The sequence below is a fragment of the Streptomyces sp. SD31 genome, assembly GCF_052068475.1.
Classification (GTDB): Bacteria; Actinomycetota; Actinomycetes; order Streptomycetales; family Streptomycetaceae; genus Streptomyces.
Genome location: NZ_JBQHCX010000003.1, coordinates 293,564 through 308,090, shown reverse-complemented (window position 1 = coordinate 308,090; position 14,527 = coordinate 293,564). Strand labels below are relative to the sequence as shown.

Annotated in this window: 12 protein-coding genes; 8 read left to right on the top strand and 4 right to left on the bottom strand. The window is 68.7% G+C overall.

Annotated elements, in window-relative coordinates; all coding sequences use genetic code 11:
* Positions 1-23: 23 nt before the first annotated feature.
* The 6 genes from ACTMVF_RS08815 (at position 24) to ACTMVF_RS08790 (ending at position 5,764) form a co-directional block, all read left to right on the top strand.
* Positions 24-659, top strand: coding sequence for a TetR/AcrR family transcriptional regulator (locus ACTMVF_RS08815; protein WP_441270375.1), 636 nt, complete (start codon positions 24-26; stop codon positions 657-659).
* Between the two features lie 346 nt (positions 660-1,005).
* A complete protein-coding gene (locus ACTMVF_RS08810) occupies positions 1,006-2,598 on the top strand; it encodes an ATP-binding protein (RefSeq protein ID WP_441270374.1) in 1,593 nt (530 codons plus the stop codon).
* Positions 2,595-3,002: a roadblock/LC7 domain-containing protein gene (locus ACTMVF_RS08805; protein ID WP_062710000.1), complete on the top strand. Its 408-nt coding sequence runs from the start codon at positions 2,595-2,597 to the stop codon at positions 3,000-3,002. Before ACTMVF_RS08810 ends, ACTMVF_RS08805 begins: the two co-directional genes overlap by 4 nt.
* On the top strand, positions 2,999-3,406 hold the full coding sequence (locus ACTMVF_RS08800) for a DUF742 domain-containing protein (protein WP_441270373.1): 408 nt from the start codon (positions 2,999-3,001) through the stop codon (positions 3,404-3,406). Before ACTMVF_RS08805 ends, ACTMVF_RS08800 begins: the two co-directional genes overlap by 4 nt.
* Positions 3,387-4,007: a GTP-binding protein gene (locus ACTMVF_RS08795; RefSeq protein WP_441270372.1), complete on the top strand. Its 621-nt coding sequence runs from the start codon at positions 3,387-3,389 to the stop codon at positions 4,005-4,007. Before ACTMVF_RS08800 ends, ACTMVF_RS08795 begins: the two co-directional genes overlap by 20 nt.
* A 296-nt stretch (positions 4,008-4,303) precedes the next feature.
* The gene (locus ACTMVF_RS08790; protein ID WP_441270371.1) at positions 4,304-5,764 is read left to right on the top strand and encodes a cytochrome P450; all 1,461 of its coding nucleotides are present in this window, start codon (positions 4,304-4,306) and stop codon (positions 5,762-5,764) included.
* A 15-nt stretch (positions 5,765-5,779) separates the two neighbouring features.
* On the opposite strand, the gene ACTMVF_RS08785 is transcribed toward ACTMVF_RS08790, so the two are convergent.
* Positions 5,780-6,724: an RluA family pseudouridine synthase gene (locus ACTMVF_RS08785; RefSeq protein ID WP_441270370.1), complete on the bottom strand. Its 945-nt coding sequence runs from the start codon at positions 6,722-6,724 to the stop codon at positions 5,780-5,782.
* A 1,201-nt stretch (positions 6,725-7,925) separates the two neighbouring features.
* On the opposite strand from ACTMVF_RS08785, the gene ACTMVF_RS08780 reads away from it, so the two are divergent.
* Together ACTMVF_RS08780 and ACTMVF_RS08775 are read left to right on the top strand one after the other, a co-directional pair.
* Complete coding sequence (locus ACTMVF_RS08780) at positions 7,926-8,969, top strand: terpene synthase family protein (RefSeq protein ID WP_441270369.1); 1,044 nt, start codon at positions 7,926-7,928, stop codon at positions 8,967-8,969.
* Positions 8,970-8,993: 24 nt separating this feature from the next.
* A complete protein-coding gene (locus ACTMVF_RS08775) occupies positions 8,994-10,322 on the top strand; it encodes a cytochrome P450 (protein WP_441270368.1) in 1,329 nt (442 codons plus the stop codon).
* A 207-nt stretch (positions 10,323-10,529) separates the two neighbouring features.
* Here ACTMVF_RS08775 and ACTMVF_RS08770 read toward each other — a convergent pair whose 3' ends face one another.
* From ACTMVF_RS08770 to ACTMVF_RS08760, 3 genes are all read right to left on the bottom strand, one after another.
* Positions 10,530-12,092 (bottom strand): amino acid permease, encoded by a 1,563-nt coding sequence (locus ACTMVF_RS08770; protein WP_441270367.1) that lies wholly within the window; start codon positions 12,090-12,092, stop codon positions 10,530-10,532.
* Between the two features lie 253 nt (positions 12,093-12,345).
* The gene (locus ACTMVF_RS08765; protein ID WP_441270366.1) at positions 12,346-13,191 is read right to left on the bottom strand and encodes a siderophore-interacting protein; all 846 of its coding nucleotides are present in this window, start codon (positions 13,189-13,191) and stop codon (positions 12,346-12,348) included.
* A gap of 200 nt (positions 13,192-13,391) precedes the next feature.
* On the bottom strand, positions 13,392-14,321 hold the full coding sequence (locus ACTMVF_RS08760) for a 5'-3' exonuclease (protein WP_441270565.1): 930 nt from the start codon (positions 14,319-14,321) through the stop codon (positions 13,392-13,394).
* Between the last annotated feature and the right edge of the window lie 206 nt (positions 14,322-14,527).

Genomic DNA, 14,527 nt, shown 5'->3' with positions numbered 1-14,527 from the left:
CCCCGTGTGCGAGGATCGAACCCATGGGTACGTCAGGTGAGCCGGGCAGTCGCCGGGTCGGCAGACCGCGGGCCGCTCGGCGGCCGGACAGCGGGCTGGAGCCGCGTGCCGAACTCCTCGCGGCCGCTGCCGAGTTGTTCACCACCCGGGGCTATGTCGCCACCACCACCCGCGCCGTCGCCGAGCGTGCGGGCATGCGGCAGGCGTCCATGTACCACTACGTCTCCGGCAAGGAGGAACTCCTCGCCGAGCTCCTGGAGTCCACGGTCACGCCTTCGCTCGCATACGCCCGTGAACTCCTCGCCGATGACTCGACCCCGGCCGGGGACCGGCTGTGGGAGCTGTGTCGGGCGGATGTGGAGCTGCTCTGCGGCGGCCCGCACAACCTCGGCGGGCTGTATCTGCTGCCCGAGGTGCGTGCCGAACGCTTCGCCGGCTTCCATGCCGTGCGCGCCGAACTCAAGGACGCATACCGCCAGTTGCTCGCCGCCACGGCCGCGGGCGGCGCACTCGCCAAGAGCGAGCTGGAACTGCGTACGGATCTGGTCTTCGGTCTGATCGAGGGTGTCATCCTCGTCCACCGCTCCGACCCGGAGCGCCCGGTGTCGGTGTTCGCCGAGGCCACGGCCGACGCGGCGCTGCGCATCGCGGGGATCTGAGGGGCCGGCCGAAGCGGCGCGAACCCCTGTCGGTGGTTCGTCGAAAGCTGGTGTCTCACTCGTCACGGTGAGTGTCCTTCGCGCATCCGAACGCAGTTACGGACCGTGTTCGAATGTGAGCTTAGCGTATAAAAGAGCCGAGCGTACTCCTGTCACACGCGTCATTTCAGGCGCTTGCTGAATATGACACGGCGATGATCCTGTCGGACTAAGCTCGCCCGCAGCGCACCGAGTTGAGGTGTAATCGTGCGCTTGTTCCCAATCATGCAGAAGATTCCGACATACCCATGACATACCCCCTTGCAAGCTCCCCCTACACCCACCCGATTCATTTCAGAGGGCCCACATGGTGAGCGTTCAATCCCCGCCCAGTCGGCGTGAACTCCCGTACGTGCGCGTGCTTTTGCTGCCGGCCATAGTGATGGCCGCGGCGACCGGAGCCGCCGTCGCCGTGGTGGCGGAACCGGCCCGGACGGCCGTCGGCGTGTGCGGTGCCGTGGCCTTGGTGCTGGTGCTGGTGTCCGCGGCCGAAGCGGCGCGCCGCGGCCGCGCTCTGCGGGAGGCGCGGGCCGAGCACGCCCGTCACACCGCGTATCTGGAACGGCGCGTCGCCGCCCACGACGCGGAGATGGTCCGCCTGGCCACGGAGATCACGCCCGCCGCGATCCACCGGCTGCGCTGTGGCGCTTCACCCTATGAGGTGATGCGCGACCTCGCCGAGATCGACCCGTCCTACGCGCAACTCCCGCCGGTACAGGTCGAGTTCGTGAGGGCGATGGTCGACATCGTCGACCACGAGGAAGCCATCCGCGACTCCGCCCAGCGCTCCTTCGTCAACATCGCCCGCCGCGTCCAGGCGATCGTCCACCAACAGGCCGTGGAACTCAGGGAGATGGAGGAGGACCACGGCCGCAACCCCGAGGTCTTCGACGACCTGCTGCGCATCGACCACGGCACCATGCTGATCGGCCGCCTCGCCGACTCCATCTCCGTGCTCGGCGGCGGCCGCCCCGGCCGCCAGTGGCCCGAACCCGTACCGCTGTACAGCGTGCTGCGCGGTGCCATGTCCCGCATCCTGGAGTACCGCCGCATCAGCCTGGACTCCATCGTCAAGGTCAACATCGCCGGCATCTCCGTCGAGCCGATCATCCACGCCGCGGCCGAACTCCTCGACAACGCCACGCGCTACTCGCCGCCGCAGACCAAGGTCCATGTCACCGCCACCGAGGTGCAGACCGGTGTCGCGATCGAGATCGAGGACGCCGGCGTCAGCCTCAGCGAGGAGGCCCGCGCCAGGGTCGAGGGCATGCTCGAGCGAGCCAAGCAGGGCACCGACCTCCAGGACCTCGGCGAATCCCCGCGCCTGGGCCTGGCTGTCGTCGGCCGCCTGTGCACGGCCTTCAACATGCAGGTCTCGCTCCGCTCCTCCGCCTACGGCGGCGTCCGTGCCGTCCTCGTGGTGCCGCGCGAGATGATGACCACCGACCCCGCGCCCGGACTCGCCCACGGCATCGGCGCCGGGTCGGCGCCCAAGGCCGAGGGCCCCGATGTGATCGAAGGCCCCAAGCGCGCCCCCAAGAAGCGGCGCCCCACCAGCCCGAAGCTCCCCGCCGCGGCCTCCCTGTCGGACGACATCCCGATCGTCACCGAGTGGACCGCCAATGGGCTGCCCCAGCGCCGCAGCCGGGTCAAGACCCCGCTCAGCAAGCGGATCGCCGAACAGGCGGCCATCGAGCAGGCCGAACGGGATGGCCGGCCGACCATCTGGTCGACCCGCAAGCCCGAACCCGACCCCGAGCCGGCGGCGGACGAGCCCGCCCCCGGTGCCTGGGTCGAGGCGTTCTGGAACGGACTCAAGGACGGTCCGGACCCGCTCACACTCAAACCGCGAACCCGACCGGCCCGCCCCGAGGCCGACGAGGAGGGGGACCTCAAGTGATTCAGCAGCGCGCAAACTTCGATTGGATGCTCAAGGAGCTCCACGACGGCGTACCGGGTATCCAGATGATCGTGGTGCTCTCCGCCGACGGACTGCGCATCGCCCGTTACGGCGGCGACCCGGACACCGCCGACCGCGTCGCCGCGGCCTGCGCCGGCCTGCAGAGCCTGGCGAGCGCCGTCGCCTCGGAGATCCCGAAGAGCGACGGCAAGATGAAGATGGTCCTGATCGAGATCAACGGCGGCTACTTCTACCTGATGGCCGCCGGCGCCAACGCCTATCTCGCGGTGCTCTCCGACACGTTCGCCGAACCGGGCCGGATGAGCAACCGCATGACTGATCTGGTCGCCCGCATCGGCGCCCACCTCACCAGTCCGCCCCGGCGCAACGGGCAGACCGTATGACTCCTCCGCAACGCCAGCGGCGATCTCCCAAGGAACAACCGCCTCCACCACCGCCACCCGCCCAGACCGGGAAGCAGAAGAACCCGGAACGGCTCTTCGTGGTGGCCGGCCCGGACGGCGGCGAGCGCGACGGGGACCTCGACCTCGTCACCTTAATCGTGGCGCGCGCCGACCCGCCGCCCTCCGCCACGCCGGAACAATCGGCGCTGCTCCGGCTCTGTACCGCCCCTCTGTCCGTGGCCGAGCTCTCGGCCTATCTCAACCTGCCGTTCAGCATGATGACGGTCGTGCTCACCGACATGCTGACGGCCGGACTGGTGACGGCGCGCGCCCCGATCGTGCGCCAGGCCGTCGCCGACCGTTCAATTCTCGAAGCGGTGATGCATGGACTTCAAAGGCTCTGACATCCTCCCCGGCCCACGGACCGAGGACCAGCTGCCGCACACGGCCGAAGCCGCGGTCAAGATCGTGATCGTGGGAGGCTTCGGAGTCGGCAAGACGACCATGGTCGGATCGGTCAGCGAGATCAAGCCACTGACCACCGAAGAGACCATGACGCAGGCCGGCATCGGCGTCGACGACAACTACGGCTCGGACACCAAGACGGCCACCACCGTCGCGATGGACTTCGGCCGCATCAGCATCACCGAACAGCTGGTGCTGTACCTCTTCGGCACGCCCGGCCAGGAACGCTTCTGGTTCCTGTGGAACGGGTTGTTCGAGGGCGCGCTGGGCGCGGTCGTGCTGGTCGACACCCGCCGCCTCGAGGTCAGTTTCGACGTCATAGGGCGACTGGAGGAGTGCGGCGTGCCCTTCGTGGTGGCCGTCAACACCTTCCCGGACGCGCCCCGTTACCCCGTCTCCGAACTCCGTACGGCACTCGACCTGCCCGAGGAGATCCCCATCATGGAGTGCGACGTACGCCGCCGGGCCTCCAGCCGCGACGTGCTGATGACCCTGATGCACTTCTTGCACCGCCTGGCTACGGCGAAGGCGCCCGCGTGAGCCACGCACCGGTCGAGCCGTACGGCCGCCCCGTCCTGTCCCCGAGCCGTACGGCCGGCTCACATCCCCTGAGCCGCATACGCGTTGCCTGAGGCGCACGGCCGTACGAGTCCCCCGAGTTGCGTACGTCCGTGCCGGCGCGTCCCACAGGTGCCGGACGCGCCCCGTGACGGCACCACACGCCCCCGTCCCGCGCACGTCCTGCCCCCACGTCCCCGGCTTCGCGGAACCGCCCGAAGCCGGGGATCCCATCACCTCCTGTACACCGGAATCACTTCAGCTTCGGAGCGACCATCGTGACGCCTGAATCCTTCTCCCCGACCGGTATGGACGACCCCACGGCCACCCCGCCCCCCGGTTGCCCCGCGCACGGCATCGGCCCCGATGGGCTACGCCGGTTGTACGGCCCCGAGGCCGAGGACCTGGGGGCCGTGTACGAGAAGCTCCGCGCCGAGTACGGGCCTGTGGCTCCCGCGCTGCTGCACGAGGACGTGCCGATCTGGGTCGTGCTCGGCCACGCCGAGAACATGCACACGGTGCGCACACCCTCGCAGTTCTCCCGTGACACCCGGTTGTGGACCGCCCTGCAGGACGGCACGATCAAGCCCGATCACCCGCTCATGCCGATCATCGCCTGGCAGCCCATCTGCTGCCATGCCGAGGGAGACGAGCATCTGCGGCTGCGCGGCGCTGTCACCGGCGCCATGTCGACCATCGACCACCGAGGCATCCGCCGGTACATCAACCGCGCGACCCAGGAGCTCGTCAACAGATTCTGCGAGGAGGGCCGGGCCGAACTCGTCAGCCAGTTCGCCGAGCACCTGCCGATGGCGGTGATGTGCGAGATCCTCGGCATGCCGGACGAATACAACGACCGGATCGTGCAGGCCGCCCGCGACTTGCTCAAGGGCACCGAGACCGCCATCGCCAGCAACGCTTACATCATGGACGTCCTGATGCGGCTCACCGTCAGCCGCCGGGCCGAACCCAAGGACGACTTCACCAGCCACCTGATCAACCACCCGGCCCGGCTCACCGACGAGGAGGTCGGCCAGCACCTGCGTGTCGTCCTGATCACCTCGTACGAGGCCACCGCCAACCTGCTCGCCAACGTACTGCGCGTGGTACTCACCGACCCGCGGTTCCGCGCCCAGCTCAAGGGCGGCGAGATGACGGTGCCCGAGGCGGTCGAGCAGTCCCTGTGGGACGAGCCGCCGTTCAGCACCATCTTTCCCTACGTCGCCAAGCAGGAGACCGAACTGGGCGGCCAGCGCATCCGCAAGGGCGACGGCCTCGTCTTCGCCATCGCGCCGGGCAATGTGGACCCGCGAGTCCGCCCGGACCTCAAGGCCAGTATGCAGGGCAACCGCTCGCACCTCGCCTTCGGCGGCGGCCCTCACGAGTGCCCGGGTCAGGACATCGGCCGCGCCATCGCCGACGTCGGCGTGGACGCGCTGCTGACCCGCCTCCCGGATGCCCAACTCGCCTGCCAGGAGCACGAGCTGCGCTGGCGGTCGTCCATCATGAACCGGCACCTGGTGGAACTGCCGGTCAGGTTCGCGCCCAAGCCCCAGCAGGACGTCATGCAGCGCCCCTCCATCAACCCTGTGACGCAGCAACGCACGACCAACTGGCAGGCCGGCTCGCCGCAGCCCACGGCTGCGGAGCCCGCTGCTCCGACGCCGGCGGCGATGCCCGAACCGGCCCGTCGGCCGGGCGTCTTCCGGCGCCTCCTGCGCTGGTGGCGCGGCGACTGAGCCGGCCGGGGCAGGCTACTTGGCCCACTCCTCGTACGACGACCAGGCCCGCAGCACACGCGGGCTGACGAACCGGTGCTCCCGCCCCGTGACCGGATCGGTGAACTCCAGGACCCGCGCCAGCAGTTGGAGCGGGCGCCGGAAGTCTCCGTCCGCCACGGGGCCGGTCACCACGGGATAGAGGGGATCGCCGAGGATCGGCACCCCCAAGGTGCTCATGTGCACCCGGAGCTGGTGCGTCTGCCCGGTGTGGGGCCTCAGCCGATAGCGAGCCAGCCCGTCGCCCCGTTGTTCCAGCAACTCCACGTCGCTGATGGCATTGGGCTCGCCCTCGACCTCGCGCGCGGCCATGACCCCACGCTCCTTGACGATCCGGCTGCGCACGGTGCGCGGCAGGGCGAGCGACGGATCGTACGGGGCGACTGCCTCGTATTCCTTGGTGATGAGCCGGTCGCGGAACAGCGACTGGTACGCGCCGCGCTCCGCGGGACGCACCGTGAACAGGACCAGCCCGGCGGTCAGCCGGTCCAGGCGGTGGGCGGCGCCCAGCGTGGGCAGGCCCAGCTCCCGGCGCAGCCGCGCAAGCGCGGTCTCCGCGACATGGCTGCCGCGCGGTGTCGTGGCCAGGAAATGCGGCTTGTCGACGACGACGACGTGCTCGTCGCGGTATACGACGTTCAGTGCGAACGGCACCGGCACCTCGTACGGCAGCTCCCGGTGGAACCACACGAACATGCCTGGCACGTACGACATGTCACGCGGCACGGCCCGCCCCTCGGCGTCCACGATCAGCCCCGCGTCCAGCATCCCGTCGATCACGCCCGCCCCGGCCGGGAGCCGCTCCACCAGATGATCACGCACGGTCGCCCACGCCACCCCCTGCGGCAGCTTCACCCGCACTGGATCGACCCCGTCGCGCTGCGGCAGGGGAGAAGGGGGGATCGGGCTTCTGCGGCTCATCGAGATCAAGCTTACGAGGGGGCACTGACAGCGGGGGTACGAGCCGGTCCCGACCGCACCAGTCGCACATCCGACGGTCCGAGTCGGAGAGCGAGGCGCGCTGTCGGATCGACGGGTGTCTCAAGGCCTGGTCGGGCGAGGACGACGCACCGGGGGGCCGTCACCGACGCGGACACCGACCGGCTGCTCGGACGTGCGGCGCATCGCGCTCGCCGGCGGGTGCGCCGAACTCGCCTACTGGACCGCGCGTGGGATCGGGGCAGAGCGGACGGCACCCCACCGCCGGACCGGACGCTACGCGCGTATCGAGCTCTTCCGGTCTCTCACTCACCTCGGTCGCCTCTCAGACCCCGACCGCAAGGGGGCGCGCGGGTCCTGATCGGGGGACTGTTCAAATGTGAGTGCAACATGTTCATGCCTGAATCAACGGCGGCCACTTCCGGTCTGGACCGAACTGCGATGTGATAGAAGGGTGTACGGCCGAAGGTCGCGCGGCTTGTTCGCGCCGCCGTGGAGGGGGGGAGCCCGTGGTGCCACTCGTTCCGTCATCGCCCACCGTGGGCGCCACTGTCTGGGCCCTCTTGGAGCACGCCCGTGCGCAGGCACGCCGACAGCGCAAACGGACATGGCCTACGGCCGGTAGAACCGCGCGGCCCGGCAAAGCAGGGAACTCCTGCGCGACCTCCTGGGCCTGACCGTCACCCGCAGGCACATCACCCCCGACCACTCAGCGATCTCCGCTGCCCGCCATCGCTTCTTCGCCCATGCCGCCGACCACGTTCACCCACCCGAACTCCTCACCTCGCCGAGCTCGCAGCATGTAACGCATTCGGCTTCAGGAACCGAGCGAACCCACACCCCGCTCACGCTGTGCAACCACCCGACGGAACCGACGGGAGGCACACCCCACTGAATTCGAAGACCCCGCCCGCTGCCCCGGCGTCTGCCGCACCACGGTGGTCTCACGCCGGCCTGGAGGATGCGCTGTCCGGCTTGTCGAGGCCGAGTCTCGCGGGTTGACCCCGCTGTGTGAATCGGGGCCATCCGCCGGCGATGTGGCCGGCCACATGCTCTTCCCGTCCGGGCATCCGCTGCGGCTGATGCTGCTGCACTGCGCCCCGGCCGGCTCGAGAGCCCGTGCCCGGCAAAGCAGCGCAGTACATGTCGCGAGGAACAAGCCGACCAGAAAGAGGTGCTCAGCATGGACAAGAACGCGATGGGTGCGCGCATACGCCTCGGTGGGGGAGGGGATTTGCGGGAGGGGGTAATGGATCGTGTTCATGCTCATCTCCGTGGCACTCAGGACAGCCTGACCACACCCTTCGTGGTGCAGGAGAACGCCTGGGGCCGCGACGTCTTCGCCGCGTCTGTGCAGTGGATGCAGGGGCACGGGCTGGTGGCCGGCGAACGACGCCAGTGGCTTGAGAAATGCGACATCGGGGCACTGCTCGGTCTGACCAATCCGCACACGGACCGCCACCTCCTCCGGCTTGCCGGAGACTGGTACGTATGGCTGTACGCCTTTGACGACGGTGTGTGCGATGAAGCGTTAACTGGTGCCCAGGCGTGGGACATGGCTCATCTGACACTGCGACTCAAGCGAGCCGTGATGGGCTTCGCGCCTGGCGAGGGACCCGAAGAGAACTACGCGCGTGCTCTGTTCGACCTGCGGTGCCGTATCGCCGAACACGCCACGCCTGCCCAACTCGCCCGCTGGACGGAAGCAGTCCGTGACTACCTGAACGGGCAGCTGTGGGAAACCATGTACCGCTCCACCGGACACACTCCCGCTCTGGACGACTACATCACGATGCGTGAGTCGGCTTCCGGCTGTCTCACCTGCTTCGCGCTCTTTCCCATCCTCAACCGCTACCACCTGCATGAGGAAGAACGCGCCTATCCGGACATGGAGCAGCTCTCCCGGTCCGCCAACAGAATTATTGCCTGGGACAATGACCTGTTCTCCTACTGGAAAGAACAGGGAGACCACTCGGCGATTGCCAACCTCATCACCGCAGTGGCACAGCAACGGCAGTGTGAGACCGCTGCGGCCATCACATACGCCCGAAAGCGGCGCGACGACGAACTGGCCACGTTCCTGCGCGCCGAGAAGCGTATCGCTCGCCACCTCAGCGCGGAGGGAAAGCGCTACATCGCCAATCTCAGGTATTGGGTGAGCGGAAGCCTGGAATTCCACAGGACGAGCCGACGCTTCGCCTCCGTGCCCCGCGCCGTGCACCTCTGATCCCGCAGCCCCAGGGAGGAAAACATGACTAACCGGGCCAGCATTCCTCGGGCGCCAGGATCCTTTCCGCTGATCGGCCACGCGCCATCCCTGCTGCGCTCCCCGCTGCCGTTCCTGAGCTCGCTGGCTTCGCACGGCACTGTCGTAGAGGTCCGAATCGGGCCCATGGCAGCCCTGGTCGTGTGTGACGCACAACTGACACGTCAAGTCCTGCTCAACGACAAAGTGTTCGACAAGGGCGGCCTGCTGTATGACCGGGTCAGGGAGGGTTTCGGCAATGGGCTGGCCTTGTGCCCGCATGCATCCCATCGACGTCAACGACGCCTGATTCAACCAGTCTTCAACCGCGGAAGCCTGGCCCAATATGCCGACACGATGACCGAGATGATCTACTCGACCATCAACGGATGGGTGGACGGACAGACCATCGACGTCCTCGCGGAGATGCAGGAGGTCACCGCGCGGACCATCGTCGCCTCGATACTGGGCCAGACCTTCACGGAACATGAGCTTTCCACAATGCTTCGGGACTTCGGAACACTGTCCCGCGGCAGTTACCGGAGGATGTTTCTGCCACCGTCCATGGCGAAACTGCCCACTCCCGGCAACCGGAGCTACCGTGCTGCGCGAGCTCGCCTCCGCCAAGCGCTGACCGCGGCCATCCGTACGCATCGCACTGGGGCCACTACCACCGGGGGCCTCCTGGGGGCGCTCCTTGAGACATCGCAAGAGGGGGAGAGGCTGACGGACGACGAGGTGGTCGACCAGGCAATGATCTTCTTCTTCGCCGGCGTGGAATCCACCGCAGCAACACTCGCCTGGTCTCTGCATCTCATAGCCGCTCAGCCGGACATCGAAGGCGCACTGCACAAGGAAGTGGACGCCGTGCTGGCCGGGGCGCCGGCTACTGGCAGTTGCCTGGCCGACCTGACGTACACCCGAAACATCATCACGGAAACCCTGCGAATTTACCCACCGGGGAGTCTTTTCACTCGCGTGACCACCACCCAAACAGAATTGGGCGGCTACGAGATAGGGAGGGGAACGACGATTATCTGCAGCCCCTACCTCATACATCATCAGCCCACAAATTTCCCGGGGCCGCACGTCTTCGACCCGAGCCGCTGGAACGAAACGCCGCGGACCGAGGCGGAGCGGGCAACGTTCATTCCCTTCGGCGGAGGGCCCCGAAAATGTATCGGGGACAATTTCGGCATGATGCAGGCCGTTCTCGCACTGGCCGCCATCGCATCCAGGTGGAAACTCACTCCTGCACCTGGAGCCAAGGTGCGTGCCGGAGTCCGGACCGTGATCAATCCGCAAGGACTGCTGATGACTGCGGCATCGCGGTGAAGGCGCCGGCCGAGTACTCCGCGGGCTTCGGTGACGCTGGACGCTGACGGCAACATGACTCGAACGCGAAAGTGAGGCCGCTGGATCTACCACGTCCTCGTGGCCGGGTAGATCCAGCGGGTGGTGGCTGCGCACGGCGGAGCCTCAACGGGGGAAGCCTGAACGGGGCCAGGGCTGACAGGCGAAGACACGACGGCGAAACGGCGATCAGCCGGATTCTGAGGGTACTGCCGGCGGGGCCCCGTTCTCCGAGATGCGCCCTCGATGTGCCCTCTGCCACCGGTACAGGCAGCCCAGTCCCACTGTGACCGCCAGGAACAAGACCGTGAACCACTGGAAGTACCAGTGCCCGCCCGCCGGGTCGTACACCTCCGCCCGGGGCCAGGCCAGGTTGACGGTCATCAGGAGGCCGTAGAGGAGGGCCAGGGCGTTGATCGGGATGCCCCAGCGGCCGAGGGAGAACAGGGGGGCGCCGGTCTCGTCGGTGCCGGACGGGGTGAACTCGCCGCGCAGGCGGCGGATCAGCAGTGGCCCCGTGACCATCGCGTACGCCAGGTACAGCATCACGATGCAGGTGGTGCCGATCGCCAGGAACGCCTCCGGGGAGGCGAAGTTGAGGAGGAGCAGGGCCGCCGCCAGGACGCCTACGACCAGGGCGGGCGCCGTGGGCATGCCCGTGCGGGGGTTGACGTGGGCGAGCCTTTTCGCGAACGGCAGTTGAGTGTCGCGGGCCATCGAGAAGAGCATGCGGCAGGCCGCCGTCTGGATGGCGAGGGTGGCCACCGTGATCGCGACCACCACGTCGGCCAGCAGGGCCTTGCCGAGACCGTCGCCCAGGCTGCTGGTGAGGACGTAGCTGAGGCCGTCCACCGACAGGTGCCCGTCGGTGAGGCTGGGGGCGGCGAGCAGGCCGCCCAGGACGAGCAGGCCGCCGAGCACGCCGGCCGAGCCGAGCGCCGTGAGGATGGTGCGGGGTGCGGTGCGGCGCGGGGCGCGTGTCTCCTCGCTCATCTCGCCTGCGCTGTCGAAGCCGATCATCACGTACGCCGCCGTGAACGAGCCCACCAGCAGCGCCGCGAACAGGCCGTTCTGCGCGGCGCCCTCGGTGTGGAAGGTGATGCTCGGCGTGCGCTCGGAGTGGGTCAGCAGCAGCACGATGATCAGGACCGCGCCGATGATCTCGGCGGTGACGCCGACCCGGTTGATCAGGGACAGCACGCGGTTGTCGAGGACGTTCACCACGGTCGTCAGGAGCAGCAGGATCACGCCGAGGATCGCCGCGTTGGCCGCCCCGTCCGCCGAGGTGGGCGCCGGGTCGGTGCCGACCAGCTGGAAGCCGGACCAGATCGCCGGGAGCACCATCTGAAGGGCCAGCGCGGCGGCGGCGACCACCACGATCTGCCCGATCACCATGATCCAGCCGGCGAACCAGCCGAAGGTGACGTTCGAGAGCCGTGACGACCACTGGTAGATCGCGCCCGAGATCGGATAGTGCGCCGCCAGTTCCGCGAAGCACGCCGCCACCAGCAACTGCCCGACGAGCACCGCGGGCCAGGCCCAGAAGAAGACGGGGCCGCCGAACGCGAATCCGAAGGCGAAGAACTGGAAGACGGTCGTCAGGACGGAGATGAAGGAGAAACCTGCCGCGAACGACGCGTACCGGCCGAGGCTGCGGTGCAGTTCCTGGCGGTATCCGAAGGCGGCGAGGGAGCGCGCGTCAGGGTCGTGCGGCGGGTCGGGGCGAGGGGTGGCGGGGGCGGTGCTCGTCATGGCGGCAACCTGCTTTCGCACAGCGGCGCGAGAGTTCCTGTCGGGCGACAGAAATTAGGGAGGGGCTGTTTCGAACGCATGACGTGCTCATGTCCGAGCCGAGCCTATGTCCTCACGGATGGGCGTCGCAGGGCTCATGCGGCAGCAGGCGGGCTCCCAGGGCTCCGTACGGCAGGCGGCAAGCGGCCGACTCCCTGGGCACAGCGAAGGGGCGGCGCCCGTGAAGGTGCCGCCCCTTTGGGTTCACGCGGGACTACGCCGCCGGCGCCGTCCCCTCTTGCTCCGCCTCGATCCGCGCGTTCCAGTCCCGCTTGGAGGCCTGCCAGCCGTCCTCGTCGTGGCCGAGCCGCCAGTACCCGGAGATCGACAGGTCCTCGCGGGGCACACCGCGCTCGACCCGCAGCAGCTGGCGCAGCTCCTTCACGAAGTGCGCCTCACCGTGCACGAACGCGTGCACCCGGCCCTCGGGGAACTCCAGCGCGCGCACGGCCTCGACCAGCGCCTCGCCGACGGGACGGGAGCCGCGGTGCAGCCAGATGACGTCCACATCGGAGTCGATCTTCTGCTCCTCCTCGGGGCCGGCGATCTCGACGAAGGCGTACACCCGGGCGCCGTCGGGCAGCGACTCCAGGGAGCGGGCGATCGCGGGCAGCGCGCTCTCGTCGCCGACGAGCAGATGCCAGTCGGCGTCCGGGTCGGGCGCGTAGGCGCCGCCGGGGCCCATGAACCGCACGGTCTCACCGGGCTGGGCGCGCATCGCCCACGGGCCGGCCAGGCCCTCGTCGCCGTGGAGCACGAAGTCCAGCGTGAGTTCGCGGTGCTCGGGGTCCCAGGCCCGCACGGTGTACGTCCGGGTCACCGGCCAGTGCTCGCGCGGCAGTTCCTCGCGAATGCGCTCCAGATCGAAGGGCTCGGGATAGCTCACGCCCTCGGGGGAGAACAGCATCTTCACGTAGTGGTCCGTGCAGGTGTCCGCCGCGAAGTCGGCGAGCCCCTCGCCGCCCAGCACCACCCGCTGCATGTGCGGGGTCAGCCGTTCGGTACGGACGACCTGCGCGGAGTGGGGCTTCCGCGGCTTGCGGGCAGGGCGTAGAGCCATCACTGGCCTCCCTCGTTCCAAGCTTAGGTTTACCTAAGTTAGCACCTCCCTTCGATGAATGCCGCAATGACCCGCCACCGCTCGTTCACGAAAGGGTGCATATACGCGCACACACGGAACGAATTCCCCGCGCCAGGAACCCCATGCAGTGCCTCGGGCCCCCTTTCACGCCCCCGACGTCGGCAGGGTCCCGGGCGTCCTCACACCCCCAGCGTCACCAGCAGCCGCTGCAGCGACCCGCCGAGCCCCCACCGCAGCGCCAACTCGTCCAGCCCCGCCGGGTCCCGGGGCGCGCGCGGCAGCGTCGTGTCGACGTCGGGCAGCGGGACGTCGGCGGCGACCCGCACCACGGTCGGCGCCACGGCCAGATACGGCCGCGCCTCGTCCAGCCGCTTGCGCTGCGAGGGCGTGAGCTTCGCCTTGGGGTCGTCGACCGCCGCCATGATCCCGGCCAGGTCGCCGAACTCGGCCAGCAGCTTCGCGGCCGTCTTCTCACCGATGCCCGGCACGCCCGGCAGGCCGTCGCTCGGGTCGCCGCGCAGCAGCGCCAGATCCGCGTACCCACGGCCGTCGACGCCGTACTTCTCGCGCAGCCACGCCTCATCGGTGAGCTGGAGGGTGCCCACACCCTTGAGCGGATACAGCACCCGCACCCCGTGCGCGTCGTCCACCAGCTGGTACAGGTCCCGGTCGCCGGTGACGATGTCGACCGGGCCCTTCGCCCGAGCCGTGAACGTGCCGATCACGTCGTCCGCCTCGTACCCTTCGACCCCCACGCGCGCGATGCCGAGCGCGTCGAGGACGGCCTCGATGACCGGCACCTGCGGCGACAGCGTGTCGGGCACCTCCTCCACGTCCGGCCCGACCTCGTGCTCCTCGGCGACGCGGTGCGCCTTGTAGGAGGGGATCAGCTCGACCCGCCACTGCGGCCGCCAGTCGGCGTCCATGCAGGCCACCAGCGCGTCCGGGCGGTGGTCCTTGACCAGGCGGTCGATGAAGTCGAGGAGCCCGCGCACGGCGTTCACCGGCGTGCCGTCCGGGGCCTTCACGGAGTCCGGGACGCCGAAGTAGGCGCGGAAGTAGAGCGAGGCGGTGTCGAGGAGCATCAGTCGTCCGGTCACGCCACGCATCATGCCGTACGGCACTGACACCGGCCCGCTGGTGCGCAAGCCGCCGCCCTCCCTGCGCAGTGCGTTGCGGTGTGCGCGTGCCGTGTGGCCTGGAGCACTTGTGTGTTTGTGCTCAGGGAACGAGGGCAGGCGCCCGCCCGGAGCGACGCGCTTGCGCATTCAACTGTTGCGCCCGTCGCTCCCTTTCCTTTGCCGTCGAAACAAGA

What these genes read in the sequence shown, in the direction of transcription:
- ACTMVF_RS08815 (WP_441270375.1), top strand. Translation starts at nt 24, where the DNA reads ATGGGTACGTCAGGTGAGCCGGGCAGTCGCCGGGTCGGCAGACCGCGG.
- ACTMVF_RS08810 (WP_441270374.1), top strand. Translation starts at nt 1,006, where the DNA reads ATGGTGAGCGTTCAATCCCCGCCCAGTCGGCGTGAACTCCCGTACGTG.
- ACTMVF_RS08760 (WP_441270565.1), bottom strand. Translation starts at nt 14,321, where the DNA reads ATGCGTGGCGTGACCGGACGACTGATGCTCCTCGACACCGCCTCGCTC.
- ACTMVF_RS08785 (WP_441270370.1), bottom strand. Translation starts at nt 6,724, where the DNA reads ATGAGCCGCAGAAGCCCGATCCCCCCTTCTCCCCTGCCGCAGCGCGAC.
- ACTMVF_RS08800 (WP_441270373.1), top strand. Translation starts at nt 2,999, where the DNA reads ATGACTCCTCCGCAACGCCAGCGGCGATCTCCCAAGGAACAACCGCCT.
- ACTMVF_RS08775 (WP_441270368.1), top strand. Translation starts at nt 8,994, where the DNA reads ATGACTAACCGGGCCAGCATTCCTCGGGCGCCAGGATCCTTTCCGCTG.
- ACTMVF_RS08765 (WP_441270366.1), bottom strand. Translation starts at nt 13,191, where the DNA reads ATGGCTCTACGCCCTGCCCGCAAGCCGCGGAAGCCCCACTCCGCGCAG.
- ACTMVF_RS08795 (WP_441270372.1), top strand. Translation starts at nt 3,387, where the DNA reads ATGGACTTCAAAGGCTCTGACATCCTCCCCGGCCCACGGACCGAGGAC.
- ACTMVF_RS08780 (WP_441270369.1), top strand. Translation starts at nt 7,926, where the DNA reads ATGGACAAGAACGCGATGGGTGCGCGCATACGCCTCGGTGGGGGAGGG.
- ACTMVF_RS08770 (WP_441270367.1), bottom strand. Translation starts at nt 12,092, where the DNA reads ATGACGAGCACCGCCCCCGCCACCCCTCGCCCCGACCCGCCGCACGAC.